The sequence below is a fragment of the Martelella sp. K41-7 genome, from assembly GCF_055808365.1.
In genome coordinates, this window is the sequence record NZ_CM147867.1 from 1,382,299 (window position 1) to 1,402,467 (window position 20,169).

Annotated in this window: 16 protein-coding genes and 1 pseudogene; 7 read left to right on the plus strand and 10 right to left on the minus strand. The window is 58.3% G+C overall.

Annotated features, from left to right (window positions below; genetic code table 11):
• Window positions 1-18: 18 nt before the first annotated feature.
• Genes lptG through AC0L7L_RS06595 form a run of 3 tightly spaced genes read right to left on the minus strand, consistent with a single transcriptional unit; the run spans window position 19 to window position 2,723 of the window.
• Window positions 19-1,089: an LPS export ABC transporter permease LptG gene (lptG, locus tag AC0L7L_RS06585; protein ID WP_473512905.1), complete on the minus strand. Its 1,071-nt coding sequence runs from the start codon at window positions 1,087-1,089 to the stop codon at window positions 19-21.
• Window positions 1,086-2,252, minus strand: coding sequence for an LptF/LptG family permease (locus tag AC0L7L_RS06590; protein WP_473512906.1), 1,167 nt, complete (start codon window positions 2,250-2,252; stop codon window positions 1,086-1,088). The genes lptG and AC0L7L_RS06590 overlap by 4 nt, the downstream gene beginning before the upstream one ends.
• Before the next feature lie 39 nt (window positions 2,253-2,291).
• Entirely contained in the window at window positions 2,292-2,723 is a 432-nt protein-coding gene (locus AC0L7L_RS06595; protein WP_272210984.1) for a phosphatase PAP2 family protein, read from the minus strand.
• Between the two features lie 527 nt (window positions 2,724-3,250).
• Between AC0L7L_RS06595 and AC0L7L_RS06600 the strand changes: the two genes are divergently transcribed.
• Together AC0L7L_RS06600 and AC0L7L_RS06605 are read left to right on the plus strand one after the other, a co-directional pair.
• Window positions 3,251-4,747, plus strand: a complete 1,497-nt coding sequence (locus tag AC0L7L_RS06600) for a leucyl aminopeptidase (protein ID WP_473513808.1) — start codon at window positions 3,251-3,253, stop codon at window positions 4,745-4,747.
• A gap of 26 nt (window positions 4,748-4,773) precedes the next feature.
• The gene (locus AC0L7L_RS06605) at window positions 4,774-5,223 is read left to right on the plus strand and encodes a DNA polymerase III subunit chi (protein ID WP_473512912.1); all 450 of its coding nucleotides are present in this window, start codon (window positions 4,774-4,776) and stop codon (window positions 5,221-5,223) included.
• Between the two features lie 143 nt (window positions 5,224-5,366).
• On the opposite strand, the gene AC0L7L_RS06610 is transcribed toward AC0L7L_RS06605, so the two are convergent.
• Together AC0L7L_RS06610 and AC0L7L_RS06615 are read right to left on the minus strand one after the other, a co-directional pair.
• Window positions 5,367-5,657 carry a hypothetical protein gene (locus AC0L7L_RS06610; protein WP_272210989.1) on the minus strand — a complete coding sequence of 97 codons (291 nt, stop codon included), beginning with the start codon at window positions 5,655-5,657 and terminating at the stop codon, window positions 5,367-5,369.
• Window positions 5,658-5,767: 110 nt separating this feature from the next.
• The gene (locus AC0L7L_RS06615; RefSeq protein WP_272210991.1) at window positions 5,768-5,983 is read right to left on the minus strand and encodes a DUF2842 domain-containing protein; all 216 of its coding nucleotides are present in this window, start codon (window positions 5,981-5,983) and stop codon (window positions 5,768-5,770) included.
• Window positions 5,984-6,154: 171 nt separating this feature from the next.
• On the opposite strand from AC0L7L_RS06615, the gene AC0L7L_RS06620 reads away from it, so the two are divergent.
• On the plus strand, window positions 6,155-7,207 hold the full coding sequence (locus AC0L7L_RS06620; protein ID WP_473513810.1) for a COX15/CtaA family protein: 1,053 nt from the start codon (window positions 6,155-6,157) through the stop codon (window positions 7,205-7,207).
• 6 nt (window positions 7,208-7,213) lie between these two features.
• Here the strand turns inward: AC0L7L_RS06620 and AC0L7L_RS06625 are convergent, their stop codons facing one another.
• From AC0L7L_RS06625 to AC0L7L_RS06635, 3 genes and pseudogenes are all read right to left on the minus strand, one after another.
• A complete protein-coding gene (locus AC0L7L_RS06625; protein ID WP_272210995.1) occupies window positions 7,214-8,047 on the minus strand; it encodes a DODA-type extradiol aromatic ring-opening family dioxygenase in 834 nt (277 codons plus the stop codon).
• Between the two features lie 97 nt (window positions 8,048-8,144).
• Window positions 8,145-9,072: pseudogene (argC, locus tag AC0L7L_RS06630) on the minus strand (N-acetyl-gamma-glutamyl-phosphate reductase).
• Between the two features lie 90 nt (window positions 9,073-9,162).
• On the minus strand, window positions 9,163-10,416 hold the full coding sequence (locus AC0L7L_RS06635; protein ID WP_272210997.1) for an AGE family epimerase/isomerase: 1,254 nt from the start codon (window positions 10,414-10,416) through the stop codon (window positions 9,163-9,165).
• A 332-nt stretch (window positions 10,417-10,748) separates the two neighbouring features.
• Between AC0L7L_RS06635 and metH the strand changes: the two genes are divergently transcribed.
• A complete protein-coding gene (metH, locus tag AC0L7L_RS06640) occupies window positions 10,749-14,519 on the plus strand; it encodes a methionine synthase (RefSeq protein ID WP_272210999.1) in 3,771 nt (1,256 codons plus the stop codon).
• 211 nt (window positions 14,520-14,730) lie between these two features.
• Here metH and AC0L7L_RS06645 read toward each other — a convergent pair whose 3' ends face one another.
• Both AC0L7L_RS06645 and AC0L7L_RS06650 read right to left on the minus strand, forming a co-directional pair.
• On the minus strand, window positions 14,731-15,345 hold the full coding sequence (locus tag AC0L7L_RS06645; protein ID WP_272211001.1) for a glutathione S-transferase family protein: 615 nt from the start codon (window positions 15,343-15,345) through the stop codon (window positions 14,731-14,733).
• A 134-nt stretch (window positions 15,346-15,479) separates the two neighbouring features.
• Window positions 15,480-16,694 carry an NADP-dependent isocitrate dehydrogenase gene (locus AC0L7L_RS06650; RefSeq protein ID WP_272211002.1) on the minus strand — a complete coding sequence of 405 codons (1,215 nt, stop codon included), beginning with the start codon at window positions 16,692-16,694 and terminating at the stop codon, window positions 15,480-15,482.
• Between the two features lie 360 nt (window positions 16,695-17,054).
• Between AC0L7L_RS06650 and AC0L7L_RS06655 the strand changes: the two genes are divergently transcribed.
• The 3 genes from AC0L7L_RS06655 (at window position 17,055) to AC0L7L_RS06665 (ending at window position 20,163) form a co-directional block, all read left to right on the plus strand.
• Window positions 17,055-18,191 (plus strand): carbohydrate kinase, encoded by a 1,137-nt coding sequence (locus tag AC0L7L_RS06655; RefSeq protein ID WP_473512927.1) that lies wholly within the window; start codon window positions 17,055-17,057, stop codon window positions 18,189-18,191.
• A complete protein-coding gene (locus tag AC0L7L_RS06660) occupies window positions 18,184-19,107 on the plus strand; it encodes a pseudouridine-5'-phosphate glycosidase (RefSeq protein WP_334312892.1) in 924 nt (307 codons plus the stop codon). The genes AC0L7L_RS06655 and AC0L7L_RS06660 overlap by 8 nt, the downstream gene beginning before the upstream one ends.
• Before the next feature lie 63 nt (window positions 19,108-19,170).
• Window positions 19,171-20,163, plus strand: a complete 993-nt coding sequence (locus tag AC0L7L_RS06665) for an MDR family oxidoreductase (protein ID WP_473512932.1) — start codon at window positions 19,171-19,173, stop codon at window positions 20,161-20,163.
• The last annotated feature ends 6 nt before the right edge of the window (window positions 20,164-20,169 follow it).

Consider the following 20,169-nt stretch of genomic DNA (forward strand, 5'->3'; position numbering starts at 1 on the left):
TCCAACGACGCCGGGCCACTAACCGTCCTCCTGATGCAATAATATTGTCAAACCCAACGCCATCGCCACGACCACCGGAATCCAGGCCGAAAGAAGCGGCGATAAAACTCCGCTGCTGCCAAACGCCTTTACAAGAACACTCGTCACATAAAGCAGAAAGCCGGAAAGGATTCCACCCAAAATAACGGCAGGGGACTGCGCGAAGCGTGAAAATTTCAGACAAACCGTCGCCGCGATCAACGTCATCGCAACCAGAAGAAAAGGAAGTGATAACAGATAATTATACTGAGTCTCTAGTGCCTTTGTTGAGATGCCGAACTGTCGCGCGAGGTCAATTTGTCTCGGTAGCGCGAAAATGCTGACAAGGTCGGGTTGAACGAGGTTTTGCTGCACAAACCTCTCATCAAGATTGGTCTTTACGCGAATCTCATCAGAATGTGTGGATAGCTCGCCGATTTTGGTTTCCGTCACGTCGTTCAGGATCCACCAGCCGTTTTCGAGCTCGGCCGTAGCTGCGTCCAGGCGCTTCACAAGCTGGTTCTGATCGTTGAAGTAGATGACCACGGCCTCAAGTAGCGTCGTGCCGCCTTCGGCAATGCCCCGGCCGCCTATGATCGTGTCCTGACCGTCCGATATCTGCCTGAGCCAAGGAACGGTCTGATCCTGATTGCTGCCCACTGCCTCGAGCCCCAGCGCTCTTTTCTGGCTCCATGAGGCGAGCGGGTTGAGCACGAGCAGGCTGATCAGCCCAAGCAGAGCGGCGCCAATCACAAAAGGCAGAATAAACTGCCAGACCGAAATACCAGCGGAACGGGTCACGACAAGCTCGTTACGGCGATTCAGAGCAATCAATGTGACCATGGCGGAAAAGAGCGCGATGAAGGGAACCGTCTGCTGAAGGATGTAGGGCAGGCGGAGCAGTGTGATCAGCATTGCATCCCCCAGGCCCTGTCCGGCTTCCGCCGAGATGTTGCCCACCACCTCGCTGAAGTCGATGAGGTAGATGATCGACACAACACCGAACAGGAACCAGGCGACGGTGACGACGTAACGCGTGAAGAAATAGCGGCCGAGAACGGAGAAGATCATGATGTGCCTCCGCTGCCGGAGTTTGAGCGGCGGAACACCTTTGTCACGGCAGCATTGACGCGCTCGGCGAGGGGCACACCCGTTCGGGCGCGGCGCGGCTTCAGGAGAAGGTAAAGACCTACCGCCAGCAGGATCACTATGATGGCGTAGGAAACAAAGACAAATGCAGCATCATCTTCCGCGCGGTTGGTGGAAAACTGAGACAGAAGCCGCAGCAAAAGCGTCAGCGCGAAGGCGGTCGCCATCGGCGGAACACGCCGTTCACGATGGGAGCGGGCATCGCCGACTATTACAATCGTGAAAAGCGCGTAGATGAAGGGCAGCGTCCAGTCAGTCAGGCGACGGGTGAGCTCCGCGCGATAGGCACCTGGATTTGCAACAAAATCAGGGTCGTTCGGATCAGGGTTGAGCAGGAAACCAATACTGCGATCAGTTGCCCGGCGACGGGCCTGGCTCTTGTCGCTGGTCAGTTCGGACAGGTCAAAGCTGTAGGAATCAAACTGGACTATGGAAACGTTGCCGGTTTCATCCTCACGCTGCACCTGCCCTTGCTTCATGATGAGCTGGCTTCCGCTCTCGTCTACGGCGCCTTCGCGGGCATAATAGATGTAAGAATTGTCGGGCTCACGGTAATCGGCGACAAAAAGTCCTTTCAGGACGCGTCCCGTCATGCGCTCTGATATCTGAATATAGAGGCCGTCCTCGATCTTGCGGAACGTTTTCTCCTCAATGACCGTCGACAAAAGGTCGGCGTAGACCGAAGCAATCAAGCTGCGGGCTTCGGCGCGTGAGCGCGGTTCGATGTAGTTGTCGAGGATGAACGAAAACGCACACAAAAATGCGGCAAAGACCAGAATAGGCCGATAGATGATCGAACGGCGAGCGCCGGCGGCGTCAACCACTGCAAGCTCCGAATCATTGTTCATCGTTGTCAGCGTCTGGGCGGCGCCAAGAACGAGGCCAAACGGCAGAACAGTCGGGATGACTGTCGGCAGGATCAGCGTTGCCAGCGTCAGGAAGGAGAGAATCGACTGTCCACTGTCGGTCACAAGATTGATACGGCCCAGAACCTGCGTCAGCCACAGGATCGCCAGCACCGGCAACAGTGTTGCCAGAAACATCCGGATTACCCGGCCCAGAATATAGCGTTCCAGTATCTTCATGCGTTCTGTGGTTCTTCGAATGGCATCGATACGCTTGGGTTAGTGGCCAATTGCGCGATCTGTGTCGTTCCTCGTGAGAAAATAAAGTGTTCCAATAAAGACGATGAGGGATCCCAGCCAGGCGAGAATCACATCAGAGAGATAGTGACCGCCGTAGGCTACCCGCATGACGGGCGAGATAATGGCAAGCGCGATCAGGGGTGGTGAAAACAGAAGCTTGAACCTGTCCGGCACCAGAAAAACTGCATAGCAGAAAAGCCAGCCCGCGCCGGCGGCCTCTCCGGATACGAACGAACAGTTTGCGCCGCAGGCGCCGGAGAAGTCGCCGGCAGGCACGAAGCCTAGATCGCCGCCGAACAGATCTGTGTTGCGGGGGCGCGGACGATGCGAAACCTCCTTGAGGATCGAATTTACCAGAATTCCAGGTCCGAGTATCAGTGAAACCAGTCCGGCGATAAGCCTTTTCGTCAACAGCGCGTCATAAGTTGCTCCGTGATGCGACCAGGCGACAATCAGGCGGTAAATGACCGCGAGACCGAGAATAATCGGAAGATAGAATACCAGCTCCCGCAGCAGGCCCAGCGCCTTTTCACCGGAAATCGGGAAGCTGCCGCAGACTGTTCCGGCGGGGTGCTGCTTGCGCAGCTGGTCTGGGCGAAAAATGCCCTTGACGCAAGAATGTCAATTCCGGGAAAAACATAAAAAATAAGCAGCAGAAGCCACCATGACACGAACAGCACGACGAAAGTCGCCTTGAGCGGCGGCATGTCGCCGAGACGGCCGGGAACGTTTGTCAGCCATCGGGTCGGTCTGGATCTTGGCAATGTCGGTTTCCGGAATAGTTCATCTGGCAAGGCGCACACTGTTTTCACTTTGGAGGTTTTAAGTGTTATGTGGGCAGGGTCAACCACTCGTGGTCGGTTGCGTTAACAAGGTGTGGATTTTTGTGCCCGCAACCTGCTGCCCATTTCCTGCCGATTCCCCCGAACTCCGGAGCAATAAAAATGAAATTCTCGATTTCCTTTGTGTCCAATGCCGAAAACGCTGGAAAGACAGCCATTGTGCTTTCAACTGAAGGTGGTGTTCCGGCTGGAATGGAAGCACTGGGGAACATTGCGGCCTTGTATGAAGGGGCTGCTGCTACGGTTCGATTCAAAGCCAAATTGTGTGCTTCCCTCGATCTTCTCTCGCCCGCCGGCAGCGCGGCGGCGCGGATTTTCGTGGTTGGTCTCGGGGCCTCGGGCGCGGTCGCTGCCCAAAGCTGGGTACGGGCAGGGGGCAAGGCCGCCGCGCTTGCTGCAAAGGCAGACGCGCTCACGGTCTATCCCGAAGCGGCCGGCAGCGGCGCTGGCCCGGCCCCGATCGCCGATTTCGCCCTTGGCTTGGTGCTGGGCGGGTATAGTTTCGACAGGTTCAAGACGACGGGCCGGGATAACGACGATAGCGCCGACGAGATCAAGGTCGAGATCGTCTGTTCCGATCCCGGAGCCACCGAAGCCGCCTATGCCGAGCGCAAGTCTGTCGGTGAGGGCGTGATGCTCGCGCGCGAACTTGTGAACCTTCCCGCGAATATTCTCGGCCCGCGAGAATTTGCCGACAGGGCGGTCGAGCTGTCCGCTCTTGGCGCTAACGTCGAGGTCCTGGACGATAGCCGGATGAAGGAACTCGGCATGGGGGCTATGCTCGGCGTTGCACAGGGCTCCGTCCGTCCGCCTTATCTCGCCGTCATCGAATGGAATGGCGGGGCCAGCGACGAGCGGCCGATCGCTTTCGTCGGCAAGGGCGTTGTCTTCGATACCGGTGGCATATCGATCAAACCGGCGGCATCGATGGAGGATATGAAGGGCGATATGGGCGGCGCGGCCGCGGTGATCGGCCTGATGCATACGCTCGCTGCCCGCAAGGCCAAGGTGAATGCGGTCGGTATTCTCGGCCTGGTGGAGAACATGCCGGATGGCAATGCCCAGCGGCCCGGCGATATCGTGACGTCGATGTCCGGTCAGACTATTGAGGTGATCAACACCGATGCTGAGGGGCGTCTCGTGCTTGCCGATGCCTTGTGGTACTGCAACGAGCGCTTCAAACCGCGGTTCATGATCGATCTGGCGACCCTGACCGGCGCTGTTATGGTTGCGCTCGGAGCCCATCGTGCCGGGCTGTTCAGCAATGATGACGGCCTGTCTGCAGAGTTGGAAAAAGCTGCTGATACGACCCATGAGAAGGTCTGGCGCCTGCCTCTTGGCGAGGAATATGACCGCATGGTCGACAGCCGGTTTGCGGATATGCGCAACACCGGTGGTTCCCGCCATGCCGGTTCGATTACGGCTGCTCAGTTTCTGAAGCGGTTTGTCGGCGAAACACCGTGGGCGCATCTCGATATCGCCGGCACGGCCATGGGCGCGCCGAAAAGCGAATATAATCGCGGCTGGGCCTCCGGGTTCGGTGTCCGCCTTCTGGATGAACTGGTCCGGGCCAACTACGAAAAGCGGGACTGAACAGACGGGCGGGGAGATCAAGGCTTATGACCGAGATCCTGTTTTACCACCTTACGGAATCGCTGAGGGATACGGCCCTGCCTCCGCTCGTCGAAAAAAGTCTGGAACGTGGCTGGCGGGTCGCGATCCAGACGGCGAGCGAGGCCGAAAGGGACCGCCTTGACGGCACTCTCTGGATCTTCCGTGCGGACAGTTTCATTCCGCACGGCACGGATGCCGAAGACAATTTCGGTGACCAACCGGTGTTGCTCACTGCGCGGGCAGAAAACCTCAATAAAGCCGATATCCGCTTCTTCGTGGAAGGGGCTAATGTGGGCGAGATCGACGCTTACAGCCGGATTGTGGTGATGTTCGATGGCCACGATGTCGATGAACTCAACGCGGCGCGTGCCCAGTGGAAGCGGCTTAGGCAGGGCGCGCGCAGCCTGACCTACTGGCAACAGGGCGAGGGCGGTCGCTGGCAGAAAAAGGCTTGATGTTTTGGTTTGCTGCTCATCTGTAACTTATTGAAAAGCAATCGCAATTTTTATGAAAAAGTCACAGGTATGCTTTGTGATTCCGTGTGCGATAAGGCCTTGCTTGCAGGCCACAAGCTGACCGGAATTCGGGGCAGAGCTTGCTAACCGTCATTCGCGGAATTCAGGTTTTCCGGGCGGATGCCATCGCTCGGATCAATTGCATGAACAAGGCGTACGCCCGGGCCGCCGCCATACTCGCCATCTTCGATGAAGGCGACGCCGTTTTTCACGAATGCCTTCTCCAACGCATCCGACACAGCGAAATCGCGTTCGGCGGCGTCATTCTCGGCGCTGACAAGCGCATCGCGGCCGATGCCGGCCATGGCGACAGCCTGGTCTTGCGAAAGTCCCAGTAATGCACGTGCGGCGCGGATCTGTTGCGATGTGATCATGGTCGTGATGCCCTCGGCAAGCGTTGTCAGTGTCGGCGATCTATATCATTTCCAATGTGGAAAATCTCTTGCGGTTCCATGATCGCGCGAAAAATCGTTATCCGCCTGGTTCAGCGACGGTCAACGGGCGGGCCCGCCATCCACTTGATGATGAACATTGCCGGAATAATCCACAACAGGCCGGTCAGGAGAAAGTAAACGAGGGCGGCCCAGGCGGAACGACCGTCCAGCACGACCGTTGCCAGCGTCGTTGCGGTCAGCGCATAGACGATGACCAGCGTTACGATGACGATCGTTCCGATAAATTTGCGCAATCTGACTGGCACGGCAGCAATTCCCCCTTATGAAGTGATCTGAGACTATGCCGTTGAGCGACATGTGTGAAGTCTGGCGGATCTGCTCCGCCCTTTATTGCAGAACGCGGGAAATGGCAAAGCTGGTTTGACTGGAGTGAGGCCGATGGCAACAGCAACTTCCCCGCCTGGACCGAAAGCGAACTGCGGCTGAACGCCGCGCTTGTCCGCGGTTGGCTCTATTTCGTTGTCTGGACGCTGTTCTGTCTGGTGCTGGTCGGTGGCGCAACGCGGCTGACGCAATCGGGCCTGTCGATTACCGAATGGAAACCGATCCATGGCATCATTCCACCCTTGAGCCTTGCCGAGTGGCAGGACGAGTTTGACCTCTACAAGCGCATTCCGGAATACCAGCTTTTGAATAAGGGCATGTCGCTCGCCGAGTTCCAGAATATCTTCTGGTGGGAGTGGTCGCATCGCCTGCTGGCGCGCACCGTGGGAATCATCTTCGCGCTGCCGCTGCTGTTCTTCTGGCTGTCGAAGCGACTGCCGAAAGGGCTTGGCTGGCCGCTGACCGGCGTGTTGGCCCTTGGCGGGCTCCAGGGCTTTATCGGCTGGTGGATGGTATCGTCAGGCCTGACCGAACGGACAGATGTCAGCCAGTACCGCCTCGCTGTTCACCTGATCATGGCCTGTCTGATCATTGCTGCTTGCGTTTATATTGCCCGCGGGCTGAAACCACGTCGCCATGAAGATGCGCCGATCGGAGCCTCGCACGGGCTTGCGGTCATTCTTCTGATCGCGACCTTTGTCCAGATCTATCTCGGCGCACTGGTGGCAGGACTTGACGCCGGCCTGTCCTACAACACCTGGCCTTTGATGGATGGTGCACTGGTGCCTCAGGACCTTCTGCTGCATCAGCCGGCATGGCTGAACTTCTTTGAAAATCCGAAGACCGTGCAGTTCACCCACCGTATCGGCGGCTATGTGCTGCTGGTTCTGGCGCTTTTGCATTATGCGGTGGAATGGCGCGGCGCCGTCGCGCGCGGCCTTGATCTGGAGCTCTCCCAGCATGCGCGCGGCGCACTTGCCATCCTGGTTGTCATTATTCTTCAGGCCATCCTCGGCATCTTCACGCTTGTGCTGCAGATGCCGCTGTGGCTGGCGCTGTCGCATCAGGCTGGTGCGATCATCGTGCTGATCGTCGTCACTGGCCATCTGCGCGGGTATCGGCGCCCCCTCATTGAAGAGGTCTGAGCCAGACTATCCGAATCGATAGGCCGAATAGGGCTTTCCTCGAAAATTGCCCTGGAATACCCGCTCGCCACTGTCGTCTCCCGCTGCACCGGCAGCGGCAAAGACCGGAACCAGGTGATCGTGGTCGGGCACGTGGCATTCCAGCGCATCGGGGTTTGCGGTCCAGGTTGCAAGCCGGTCTTCGCGCGCCTTCGGGTCCTCTATCGCAAGAGCGTCCTTCAGCCAGCCATCGAAACGGGTTGCGGCTGCAGCGTGCCGTTCATCCCTGCGATAAAACATCTGCATGTTGTGATAGGACAGGCCCGATCCGACGATCAGAATGTCTTCATCCCGCAACGGCTGCAGAGCCTCGCCGATCCGAAAATGCGTTTCAGCGGAGAGATCCGGGTCGAGTGACATCATCACGATCGGGACATCGGCATCCGGATACATCATCATGAACGGAATGAAGACGCCATGGTCAAACCCGCGTTCGCGGTCAGCCGCCGTCTCGATGCCTGAGGCGCCGAGAACGTCGCGGACATGTTCTGCCACGTCCGGCGCGCCGGGCGCGGGATAGTTCAGTTCGAATGTGTGAGGCGGAAAGCCGTAATAGTCGAAATACATGCCCGGATTGGCCGACGTGGAAACGGTGAGATTCTCGACCTTTTCCCAATGGGCGGAGATCACGAGAACGGCTTTGGGACGATGGCCGAGTGCTCTGTCGAATCCCTTCAGAAACAGCTCGAGCTCTTTCCAGGGGTCATTGGGTGGCAAAACACCTTCCGGGCCATGCATGAATGGCCACGGACCACCGCCATGGGGGATGAAGAACACCGGAAGGCGTGATTGCGTAGACATCGGCGTAGACCTCTCTGATTGCTTGCCTGCAATATAGCGAGGTGATCGACCGGCCGCGATGCCTCAACCGGTCGACGGATTGTTCACATTCTGCAAGTCAGGCCGAGAGCATGAGGTCCATATTCTGCACAGCGGCGCCGGAAGCGCCCTTGCCAAGATTATCGAGCTGGGCCACCAGATTGATATGGGCCCCGCTGCCGAACACATAGAGCTTCATGATATCCTGACCGGCCAGCTCTTCAGCATTCAGGCGGGCAAGCGACCTGCTTTGAGAAAGCGGAACGACCTGGACGATATCCTGGCCATTATAGAATTCCGTAAGCTGGGCATGAATGCTTTCCGGCGTCTGGGTGCCTTCAAGCTCTTCCAGATAGAGCGGAACCTGCACCAGCATGCCCTGCGCAAACCGGCCGACCGAAGGCGAGAAGATTGGTGCACGCGGCAACAGACCGTGCGTCGTCATTTCCGGCACATGCTTGTGGGCAAGGTTGAGACCATAGAGAAAATGCGGCGCGTTGACATGATCGTCGCGGCTCTCATCCTCCATCTGGGCAATCAGGTTCTTGCCGCCGCCGGTATAGCCGGAGACCGCGTTAACCGTGACCGGATAGCTGTCGCCAATGACGCCGGCGGCGCGCAGTGGACGGATGAGACTGATGGCGCCCGTTGGATAGCACCCGGGATTGGCGACGTGACGGGCCGAGCGGATACGCTCCGCACTGGCCCTTGTCCATCTCCGCAAAGCCATAGGCCCAGTCCGGGTTGACGCGGTAGGCAGTCGAGGTGTCGATCACACGTACGCTGTTGTTGCCGGCCAGCATACCGACAGCCTCGCGCGAGGCATCGTCCGGCAGGCACAGGATTGCGATATCGGCGCTGTTGATGAGGTCTTCGCGCATCTTCGGATTGCGCCGGTCTTCGTGCGGTATGGAGAGAAGCTCGACATCCCGGCGTTCGGCCATGCGGGAGCGGATCTGCAGGCCCGTTGTGCCGTGTTCTCCATCGATGAAGATCTTCGCTGCCATTGTCTTGTCCTGTCGCTTTGGGGCTGAATTCTGCCGCCCTATATAAAGCGGGCCTTGACGGCCCGCAATGTATTCGTCTGTTCCGCGTTTTTAGTGTTTGACTTCGCGGAAGATCATTTCCGGCAGGCTTCCCAGTCCCGGGTAAAGCGGGATGAGGCAGGCCTGAAGCGCATGATAAATGTCGCTTTTGCCGGGGAACAGCGTGGTCTGTGGTACCAGATCCTCGGACAACTCCTCGTGCCAGCCGCCTTTTTCATGATCGAGCAGGTGGTTGGCGACAAAACTCCACTGCTTGCGGTAGGCATACATATGCACGTCCTGGCCGAAATGGGCTGTGAGGAAATGGGTTGCGCCGATGCCCTCGCAATGCGGCCACCACAGCTTCGCGCGGTTCCTCGGCTTGTTCTCCCAGTCGAGCGTGTAGAACATGCCGCGTTTTTCATAATCCCAGCCGAGCTTGAAGGCCGAAACGAAGAGTTCGTGCGCAGCCTTTGGCATCCAGCTGTGCGATCGGCCCGTCAGCGTGTGAAGCTGGAGCAAAAGCCGTGTCCATTCCACCCAATGGCCCGGCGTGGTGCCCGATGGGCGGAACATCTCGTTTCCGGAATAGTTGTAATCGACTTTCCAGTCCTCGGTGAAATGTTCGGCTACACGGAAGCCGCATTCACGGGCATGCTTGTGGATGATCAGCTCGGCAATACGCTTGGCCTTGGTGAGATACTCGATATCGCCGGTCGCCTCATAGGCTTCCATCAGCGCTTCGGTCATGTGCATGTTGCAGTTCTGGCCGTGATAACCGGGCACGGGTGTCCAGTCGGTCTCGAATTCCTCGGCAACCGCGCCGTGTTTTTCCTCCCAGAAGTGTTTGTTGATGACCTCGGTGACGTCGGCAATCATGGCGTCGGCCAACGGATGCCCAGCGAACTTGGCGGAGGAGGCAGCCAGGAGTACGAAAGCGTGACCGTAGGCCTGCTTTGACGGATTGCCTACGGGGCCATCGTCATTGACCTGCCAGAAATAGCCGCCACGCTCTTTGTCGCGATGGTTTTCCCACAGATAATGCATGCCGTGATCCATCAGATCGTCACAGCCCGGCCGCCCCAACAGATGACCAATGGCCATGCAATGCACCATGCGCGCCGTGGTATGGATGCCGCGAACGGGGTTGTCGCCACCTGTCGGCTTGCCATCCTTGTCGAACTCGAAGAAACCGCCTTTGGGGTTGATCGACCGATACTGGAAATAGTCGAACAGGTTGTTGGCCTGCTGCCAGAGCCAATCGCGATGATAGGGCCTCTGGATCCAGCGCGGCGGTGCGACGAGTGTGTTGATCTTCGGTTTCATGGGCAAACCCTCCCTTTGTACAACCGGGCGCTGCGCAGGCGCCCGGTAATGTTGTCCGCTACTGTCGGATGCTACATCCTACTTGGCCGCGCGAACACCGTTAAGTCGTTTGATTAGTTTATTTCACGCCGATAGTAGCATCTCAATTCCGATTTGCATCCTGCTTGATCATGCGCAAAGAATGCCGGAAAACCTTCGCCTTGCGGAAAATAATGACGTGCTGGCGGAAAACGGGCCCGGCTGACCCGCGTATCTGGTCGATTTCGTTGCGAATATATTGACATAAATATATCTTTATGTGATCTCGGCGATTCAGAAACTGGAGATGGCTCATGCTTGACGAACTGTTCGGAGAAGAAGCGCCGAAACGTACCGGCGCTGAGATCCGCGCCGCACTGGAAAAGGCAGCGCGCGAGCGTATCCTGATTCTCGACGGTGCCATGGGTACCCAGATCCAGGGGCTGGGCTATGACGAGGAGCATTTCCGCGGCGACCGCTTCATCGGCTGTGCCTGTCACCAGCAGGGCAATAATGACCTTCTGATCCTCAGCCAGGCCAAGGCGCTGGAGGATATCCACTACGAGTATGCTATTGCAGGCGCCGATATTCTCGAGACCAACACATTTTCCAGCACGCGCATTGCGCAGGCCGATTACCAGATGGAGGATATGGTCTATGAGCTGAACCGCGACGGTGCGCGCCTTGCCCGCCGTGCGGCGATCCGTGCCGAGCAGGAAGACGGCCGCCGCCGCTTTGTCGCCGGTGCTGTTGGGCCGACAAACCGCACGGCTTCGATCTCACCGGACGTTAACAATCCTGGCTATCGTGCTGTAACGTTTGATCAATTACGTGAAGCTTACCGCGAACAAATCATCGGTTTGATCGATGGTGGGTCCGACCTGATCCTGATCGAAACCATTTTCGATACGCTGAACGCCAAGGCCGCCGTTTTCGCCGCACGTCAGGTTTTCCGTGAAAAGGGCATCGAGCTTCCGCTGATGATCTCGGGAACCATCACCGATCTTTCCGGACGCACCCTGTCCGGCCAGACGCCGACGGCCTTCTGGAATTCGCTGTCGCATGCCGATCCGTTCACGATCGGGCTCAACTGTGCGCTCGGCGCCGATGCGATGCTGCCGCATTTGCAGGAGCTTTCCGGCGTTGCCGATACGTTCGTCTGTGCCTATCCCAATGCTGGCCTGCCCAATGAGTTCGGCCAGTATGATCAGGATCCGGAGGAAATGGCCGGCCTGATCCGGCCGTTTGCTCAGCAGGGTCTTGTCAATATCGTCGGCGGCTGCTGCGGGTCCACGCCCGAGCATATCGGCGCGATTGCGGAAGTCGCTTCGAAATTCGCGCCGCGCGAGGTGCCGGAGCATCGTCCTGTACTGTCGCTTTCCGGCCTTGAGCCGTTTCACCTGACCAAGGACATCCCGTTCGTCAATGTCGGCGAGCGCACCAATGTCACGGGATCGGCGAAATTCCGCAAGCTCATCACCAATGCTGACTTCGCCGCCGCCCTTGATGTGGCGCGCGATCAGGTCGAGGCCGGTGCCCAGATCATCGACATCAACATGGATGAGGGGCTGATCGACTCGCAACAGGCGATGGTCGAGTACCTCAATCTTATCGCCGCCGAGCCTGACATCGCTCGCGTTCCGCTGATGATCGATTCGTCCAAATGGGAGATCATCGAGGCCGGTCTGAAATGCGTCCAGGGCAAATCGCTGGTCAATTCGATCTCGCTGAAGGAGGGTGAAGAACAGTTCATCGAGCGAGCACAGCTGATCCGGGACTATGGCGCGGCGACCGTGGTCATGGCTTTCGATGAAATGGGGCAGGCCGATACCTTTGAACGCAAGGTCGAGATCTGCACCCGCGCCTACAACATTCTGACCGAAAAGGTCGGCTTCCCGCCGGAAGATATCGTCTTCGACCCGAACATCTTTGCTGTGGCGACAGGAATCGAGGAACACGACAATTACGGTGTCGATTTCATCGAGGCCACGCAGAAAATCCGCGAAACGCTGCCCTATGCGCATATCTCCGGCGGCGTTTCAAACCTGTCGTTTTCCTTCCGCGGCAACGAGCCGGTGCGTCAGGCCATGCACGCGGTCTTTCTATACCATTGCATTCAGGCCGGCATGGATATGGGCATTGTCAATGCCGGTCAGCTGATCGTTTATGAGACGATTGATCCGGAGTTGCGCGAAGCTTGTGAGGACGTGGTCCTCAACCGCCGCAAGGATGGGACCGAGCGGCTGCTCGACATTGCCGAGCGCTATCGCGGAACCGGCAAGAGCGAGGAGCGCAAGCAGAACCTCGAATGGCGCGAGTGGCCGGTGGACAAGCGTCTGGAGCATGCGCTGGTCAACGGTATCACCGAATATGTCGAGGCCGATGTCGAAGAGGCACGCCTGGCTGCCGAACGGCCGCTGCACGTCATCGAAGGGCCGCTGATGGCCGGGATGAATGTCGTCGGCGACCTGTTTGGCGCCGGCAAGATGTTCCTGCCGCAGGTGGTCAAATCCGCCCGGGTGATGAAGCAGGGCGTGGCTGTGCTGCTGCCGTTCATGGAAGAAGAAAAGCGCCTCAATGGCGGCGAGCAGGGCCAGCCCGCCGGCAAGGTGATCATGGCGACGGTGAAGGGCGATGTGCACGACATCGGCAAGAATATCGTCGGCGTGGTTCTGGCCTGCAACAATTACGAGATCATCGATCTCGGCGTGATGGTGCCCGCTGAAAAGATCCTTGCGGCCGCGAAGGAGCATAAGGCGGATATCATCGGGCTTTCCGGACTGATCACGCCGTCACTCGATGAAATGGTGCATGTGGCCGCCGAAATGGAGCGGCAGGATTTCGACATCCCGCTGCTGATCGGCGGGGCCACCACCAGCCGTGTGCATACGGCGGTGAAGATCCATCCGGCCTATGAGAAAGGGCAGGCGATCTATGTCACCGATGCCAGCCGCGCCGTTGGTGTTGTCAACAACCTGCTGTCGCCGGAGTTGAAGGACGGCTATGTTGCAGGCATCCGCGAGGAATACGTCAAGGTGGCCGAAAGCCATCGTCGTGCCGAAGCGCAGAAAAACCGTCTGCCGCTCGTCGCCGCGCGCGCCAACCGCGTCAAGATCGACTGGAATGCCTATGAACCGCATCGGCCGTCCTTCCTCGGCACCAAGGTGTTTGAGGATTATGACCTTGAGGAGCTTTCGCGCTATATCGACTGGACGCCGTTCTTCCAGACATGGGAGTTGAAGGGCCGTTATCCGAATATTCTGAACGACGAAAAGCAGGGCGAAACTGCGCGCCAGCTGTTTGACGATGCGCAGGCAATGCTTAAGCAGATCATCGACGAAAAGTGGTTCCGCCCGCGCGCTGTCATCGGCTTCTGGCCAGCCAATGCTGTCGGTGACGACATTCGTCTCTACACCGACGAGACACGCGAGCGCGAGCTTGCCACGTTCTTTACGCTGCGCCAGCAGCTCTCCAAGCGCGGTGAACGGCCAAATGTGGCGCTGTCGGATTTCGTCGCACCGCTCGAGACCGGCAAGCAGGAATATGTCGGCGGCTTCGTCGTCACGGCGGGGATTGAGGAAGTGGCAATCGCGGAACGCTTTGAGCGTGCCAATGACGACTATTCATCGATCATGGTCAAGGCGCTGGCAGACCGCTTCGCCGAAGCTTTTGCAGAGCGGATGCATGAGCGCGTGCGCCAAGAGTACTGGGGCTATGCGCCGGATGAAAGCTTCAGCAATGCCGAGCTGATCGGGGAACCCTATGGCGGCATCCGGCCCGCACCCGGCTATCCGGCGCAGCCCGACCACACAGAAAAACGGACACTGTTTGACCTGCTGGGTGCAGAGAATGCCTCCGGTGTGGAACTGACGGAAAGCTATGCCATGTGGCCGGGATCGTCAGTGTCCGGCCTCTATATCTGTCATCCCGACAGCTATTATTTCGGTGTCGCCAAGGTCGAACGCGATCAGGTCGAAGACTATGCGCTGCGCAAGGGGATGGATGTTGGAGAGGTCGAACGCTGGCTCGGGCCGGTTCTGAACTACATTCCCGGAAACAAAGACAATGTCGACGACGCGGCATAAAGCGCGATGTGGGCGCTAGTGGTCCGATTCCAACATTTGGTTCCCCTCGCTGCAACCTCATCAGCAAATGTTGGAAACATAGGGGCCACTGGCAAGTATAGGTTTTCTAGTGGATTTTTAGAATTTGACATTGGATGGACGAGGTCGCTGAAACGGGACGCAAATGTCAAATTCATTCCACTAGGTTAAGCCCGGCACCCGCTTTGTCATCTTAAGATGCTTCCGTTGCCGCGTCGTCAAGTTGGTGGGCGCGGATGAAAGCCTCGCGGCTGGCAAGCCTCTCGGAATATGCCTGAAACGAAGGGCGCTCTCCGATGGTCTTGAATTGCAGGCCCCAGACGATCTGCGAACCGACATAGACATCGGCAGCCGTGAAATGATTGCCTGCAATGTATGGGCTCTCTGTCAGACGCTTGTCCAGCGTATACATCACATTTTCGAAGGTTCCGTAACCGATCGCGCGCTCGCGCTCAGCCGGAACCTCGAAGCCGAATGTCTTGTTGCTAATCGAAGCCTCGAGCGGGCCCGCAGCAAAGAACAGCCAGCGGTAATAGGCTGCGCGATCATTCAGGGCTGGCGCCAATGCGGCTTCGGGAAAGGCATCAGCGAGATAGGCGCAGATGGCGGCACATTCTGTCACCACCTTGCCGTCATGCACGATTGTCGGCACCTTGCCCATCGGATTGATCTTCAGATAGCTCTCCGACTTCATCGTGCCGCCATACGTCAGAATGTGCGTTTCATATGCCGCACCGCTCTCCTCCAGCATCCAACGGGCCATGCGGCCACGCGATTGCGGATTGGTGTAAAAATCGAGTGTGCCCATAGCGTGTCTCCGACAGCGTTCTCTTTATGTTCTTATTATATTCATCTGCTTTCCGGTCAAAGTAAACCGGAAAATGCAGGCAACAAAAAACCCGGCGCAATGGCCGGGTTTTTCGATTTCTATCCGTGTCTGCCTCAGGCGGCCATGGCCTTCTGCAGGTTCTCGTCGATCTTGTCGAGGAAGGCCGTGGTCGAAAGCCAGGGCTGGTCGGGGCCGATGAGCAGTGCCAGGTCCTTGGTCATGTGGCCGCTTTCGACGGTGTCGATGCAGACCTTTTCCAGCGTCAGGGCGAAGTCGGTGAGCGCCTGATTGTCATCGAGCTTGCCGCGGTGAGCGAGGCCGCGGGTCCAGGCAAAGATCGACGCAATCGAGTTGGTCGAGGTTTCCTGGCCCTTCTGGTGCTGGCGGTAGTGGCGGGTCACCGTGCCGTGCGCGGCTTCGGCTTCAACCGTCTTGCCATCCGGCGTCATCAGAACCGAGGTCATCAGGCCAAGCGAGCCAAAACCCTGGGCGACGATGTCGGACTGAACGTCGCCGTCATAGTTCTTGCAGGCCCAGACATAGCCGCCGGACCACTTGAGCGAGGCAGCAACCATATCGTCGATCAGGCGGTGTTCGTACCAGATCTTCTTGGCTTCGTACTGTTCCTTGAACTCGGCGTCGTAGACTTCCTGGAACAGATCCTTGAAGCGGCCGTCATAGGCCTTGAGGATGGTGTTCTTGGTCGACAGGTAGCAGGGCACGCCGCGCATCAGCGCATAGTTCAGCGAAGCGCGGGCGAAATCGCGGATCGAGTCGTCGAGGTTGTACATCGCCATGGCAACACCGGAGGAGGGGGCGTCAAACACTTCGTGTTCGATTTCCTGGCCATCATCGCCGACAAACTTGATCGTCAGCTTGCCCTTGCCGGGGAAGCGGAAATCGGTTGCGCGGTACTGGTCGCCAAAAGCATGACGGCCAACGATGATTGGCTGGGTCCAGCCCGGAACCAGACGCGGCACATTCTGCATGATTATCGGCTCACGGAAGATAACGCCGCCGAGAATGTTGCGGATGGTGCCGTTGGGCGAACGCCACATCTTCTTGAGACCGAACTCTTCGACGCGGCCTTCATCGGGCGTGATCGTCGCGCATTTGATGCCGACGCCGTGTTTCTTGATGGCGTTGGCGGCGTCAACGGTGACCTGATCGTCAGTAGCGTCGCGGTTCTCGACCGAGAGGTCGTAATATTCGATCGGCAGATCGAGATACGGAAAAATCAACTTTTCCTTGATGAACTGCCAGATGATGCGGGTCATTTCATCGCCGTCGAGATCGACAACCGGATTTGCCACCTTGATCTTCGTCATTATTCATCCTCGTCTAGCGGGTGCCGTCGGAAAGCGCCCTTGGTGTTGCAAGAAGTCCCGAGGGCTATAGCATTGCGATGCCGGGGAAAAAAGGCATTCGGGCGCTAAACTTTGGTAATAACCGGCCGATCTGTCTGGCGCAGGGAAAATGACAGCCGGCAGAACAGCATGCCAGCCTGTCCCCTCCCGCAATGACACCCTGACCGACGGTTCATCAATTCGCCGCAGTTAAGCGCCATTCGCCGCCACCTGTCTTCCTGACGTTGAGATCAAGACCTCCATAGCGCACCCATAACTATTGTTTTAAAAATAACATATGTTATTAGGGCGTTCATTGTCGGACTTTAGGGGCCATAGCGAATGCCGGAACTCAGTCAGATTGAAATCGCGCTACTGCGCCTCATTCGTGAGGACCCGTTTGCCGGACAACAGGAAATGGCCCACCGGCTCAGCATCTCACGCCCGGCGGTCGCGGCTCATATCGTGCGACTGACGGAGCGGGGGCATATTCTGGGTCGTGGCTACGTTCTGCCTCAGGAAGGCCGGGTCGTCGCGGTCGGGGGGGCGGTGATCGACCGCAAATATATCGCCCGCACACCGCTGATCGCCGGAACCTCAAATCCGGTAGAAGGCATGCGCAGCTTTGGCGGGGTTGCCCGCAATGTTGCGGAAAACCTGGCCCTGCTGGGGGCCACGACAGGCTTTGTCTCCACCGTCGGAAGCGATGAAAACGGCCGGTCTCTGCTCGACCATTTGCGCGAACGCGGCGTAGATGTGGCCCATGTTGTTTCACTGCCGGATCATCGCACGGCCGAATACGCCGCGATCCTGGAGCCGTCCGGAGATCTCGCCTATGGCATTGCCGACATGGCGATTTTCGACCGGATGACCCCGGAAATGATGGAGAGTGTCTGGCCGGCCGTTGCCTCAGCCAGTCTGGTTTTTGCTGACTGCAATCTGCCTGCCGCCACACTTGAAGCGCTGATCGAAAAGCGGCCGCGAAGCCGGTTCAGGCTGGCAATTGATGCGGTGTCCACGCCCAAAGTGATGCGTTTGCCATCCAGCCTCAGCGGTATCGACCTGCTGTTTATGAATCTGGATGAGGCCAATGCCTGGCTTGATCGATCATTTTCACATGATATCAGCGGGATGAAAGATGCAGCTAATCTATTGAATGATGCCGGAGCCACCGGTGTCATCCTTTCGTGCGGTGCCCTCGGTGTTGTTGTCTGCACACCGGACGGCATCTGCCATATCCCGGTCATCGACGCAAAACCGGTCGACATGACCGGTGCCGGAGACGCCATGATCGCCGGCACCCTTAATTTCTACGCCCAAAACGAGACGCTTGTTGAGGCGGTCCGCAAGGGCGCGCTGATCGGTTCATTGACGACCGAAACCCCGGCCAGCGTCCACCCGCAACTTTCCATTCAATTTGTCGAAGCCAATCTGCACAGGCTCGGCACATCTGTTCCCCAAGGAGATCATCTTGTCTGATATCGAAATCATCAAGAGCGGTGAAGTTGAAACCGCATTGGCTGGCGGCAAGCCGGTCGTCGCGCTGGAATCCACCATCATCACCCACGGCATGCCATATCCGGCGAACCTTGAAACCGCGCTGGCGGTCGAGGCGGTGGTGCGCGAAAACGGCGCGGTTCCGGCCACCATCGCCGTCATTGATGGGAAGCTCCATGCCGGTCTCGACCAGGAGGTTATCGAGCGTCTTGCAAAGGTCGAGGATGGCATCGTCAAGGCCTCCGGGCGTGACCTCGCCATCGCCATGGTCAAGGGGCAGACGGCCGGCACCACCGTGTCTGCGACGATGAAAATCGCAGCCCTTGCCGGCATTCCTATCTTTGCCACCGGCGGCGTCGGCGGCGTGCATCGCGGCGCCGAGCAGACCTTCGATGTCTCCGCTGATCTGACCGAGCTCGGCCGTACTGCGGTGACGGTGATCTGCGCCGGGGTAAAGTCGATCCTCGATATTCCGAAAACGCTTGAGTATCTGGAAACCCAGCGTGTGCCGGTTCTGGCCTATCGCAGCGATGATTTTCCGGCGTTTTTCACACGCTCGAGCGGCTATGCTGCCGATCACCGCATGGACAGCGCCGATGATATTGCCAGGGCGATGCTGCTGCATGATGCGCTGGAAACCGGTACGGGCATTCTTGTGGCCAATCCGGTGCCCGAAGCCGATGCCCTGACCCACGAATTCATCGACGGGACGATTGAGAATGCGCTGCGCGAGGCAGCGGAAAAGGGCATCGCACGCAAGGAGCTGACACCGTTCCTGCTTGGCCGCATCAATGAGCTTTCACAAGGGCGGAGCCTGAAAGCCAATATCGCGCTGGTGAAAAACAATGCAGCGCTTGCTGCCAAGATCGCCGTTGCGCGCGTTGCTATGTCGGATTGACAGTCCGCATTGCGTTTGCGTTGCGGACAGCGTTATCCTCCCGTCCAAAACAAGGAGCGTATGATGACCGACACCTTTCCAGCTTTGCTGATCCGGGACAAGGAAAACGCCAGGGCAGAGCTGACAGAACTCAGTCTGTCTGACCTGCCGGACCTGCCTGTACTGGTCCGCGTGGACTATTCCAGCCTGAACTACAAGGACGGGCTTTCGGTCAGCGGCAAGGGCCGTATCGCGCGGCGGTTTCCCATGGTGCCCGGCATTGATATTGCCGGAACCGTGGTTGAATCCGCTTCCGATGCGTTTCAGCCCGGCGACAAGGTGATCGCCAACGGCAACGGCATGTCGGAGACCGAATGGGGCGCCTATAGCACCTATCAGCGGGTAAAGCCGCAATGGCTGATGCTCCAACCCGAGGGTTTGACGCAGAAGCAGGCCATGGCGATCGGCACGGCAGGATATACGGCAGCGCTTTGCGTCAACCAGCTGCTCGCCTGGGGGGCGGTCTCCGTCGAGGAGGGCAAGGTGCTTGTCACAGGCGCTGCCGGTGGCGTCGGCTCCTATGCCATCGCACTGCTGTCGTCGCTCGGTTTCAGCGTCACTGCCTCGACAGGCCGCGCGGAAACCCATGACTATCTGCGACAGCTCGGCGCCAGCGATTTCATTGACCGTCACGAACTTTCGGAAGCCGGAAAGCCGCTTCAGGCAGAGCGCTGGACCGGTGCAGTCGATAGCGTTGGCTCGACAACGCTAGCGAATGTGCTGGCGCAAACGACCTATGGCGGTGCGGTGACGGCCTGCGGGCTGGCGGCCGGCGCGGATCTGCCGGCAACGGTGATACCGCATATTCTGAGGTCGGTCGCGCTGATCGGGGTCGATTCGGTGATGGCGCCCATGAAACGGCGCGAGGCAGCCTGGCGGCTGTTGCAGACACAGCTTACGCCGGAGCATATCGAGCTTGCCACCGAAGCTGAAGTTGGACTGGCTGAGCTGCCGGAGGTTGCCGAAGCCATTCTGGCTGGCAAGGTGCGCGGACGTGTTGTTGTCAAGGTGAGCTGAGGCGGC

Bases quoted from the DNA above. Each gene is read 5' to 3' on its own strand.
- lptG (WP_473512905.1), bottom strand. From the start codon at position 1,089: ATGATCTTCTCCGTTCTCGGCCGCTATTTCTTCACGCGTTACGTCGTC.
- AC0L7L_RS06590 (WP_473512906.1), bottom strand. From the start codon at position 2,252: ATGAAGATACTGGAACGCTATATTCTGGGCCGGGTAATCCGGATGTTT.
- AC0L7L_RS06605 (WP_473512912.1), top strand. From the start codon at position 4,774: ATGACCGAGATCCTGTTTTACCACCTTACGGAATCGCTGAGGGATACG.
- AC0L7L_RS06610 (WP_272210989.1), bottom strand. From the start codon at position 5,657: ATGATCACATCGCAACAGATCCGCGCCGCACGTGCATTACTGGGACTT.
- AC0L7L_RS06625 (WP_272210995.1), bottom strand. From the start codon at position 8,047: ATGTCTACGCAATCACGCCTTCCGGTGTTCTTCATCCCCCATGGCGGT.
- AC0L7L_RS06635 (WP_272210997.1), bottom strand. From the start codon at position 10,416: ATGAAACCGAAGATCAACACACTCGTCGCACCGCCGCGCTGGATCCAG.
- metH (WP_272210999.1), top strand. From the start codon at position 10,749: ATGCTTGACGAACTGTTCGGAGAAGAAGCGCCGAAACGTACCGGCGCT.
- AC0L7L_RS06645 (WP_272211001.1), bottom strand. From the start codon at position 15,345: ATGGGCACACTCGATTTTTACACCAATCCGCAATCGCGTGGCCGCATG.
- AC0L7L_RS06650 (WP_272211002.1), bottom strand. From the start codon at position 16,694: ATGACGAAGATCAAGGTGGCAAATCCGGTTGTCGATCTCGACGGCGAT.
- AC0L7L_RS06655 (WP_473512927.1), top strand. From the start codon at position 17,055: ATGCCGGAACTCAGTCAGATTGAAATCGCGCTACTGCGCCTCATTCGT.
- AC0L7L_RS06665 (WP_473512932.1), top strand. From the start codon at position 19,171: ATGACCGACACCTTTCCAGCTTTGCTGATCCGGGACAAGGAAAACGCC.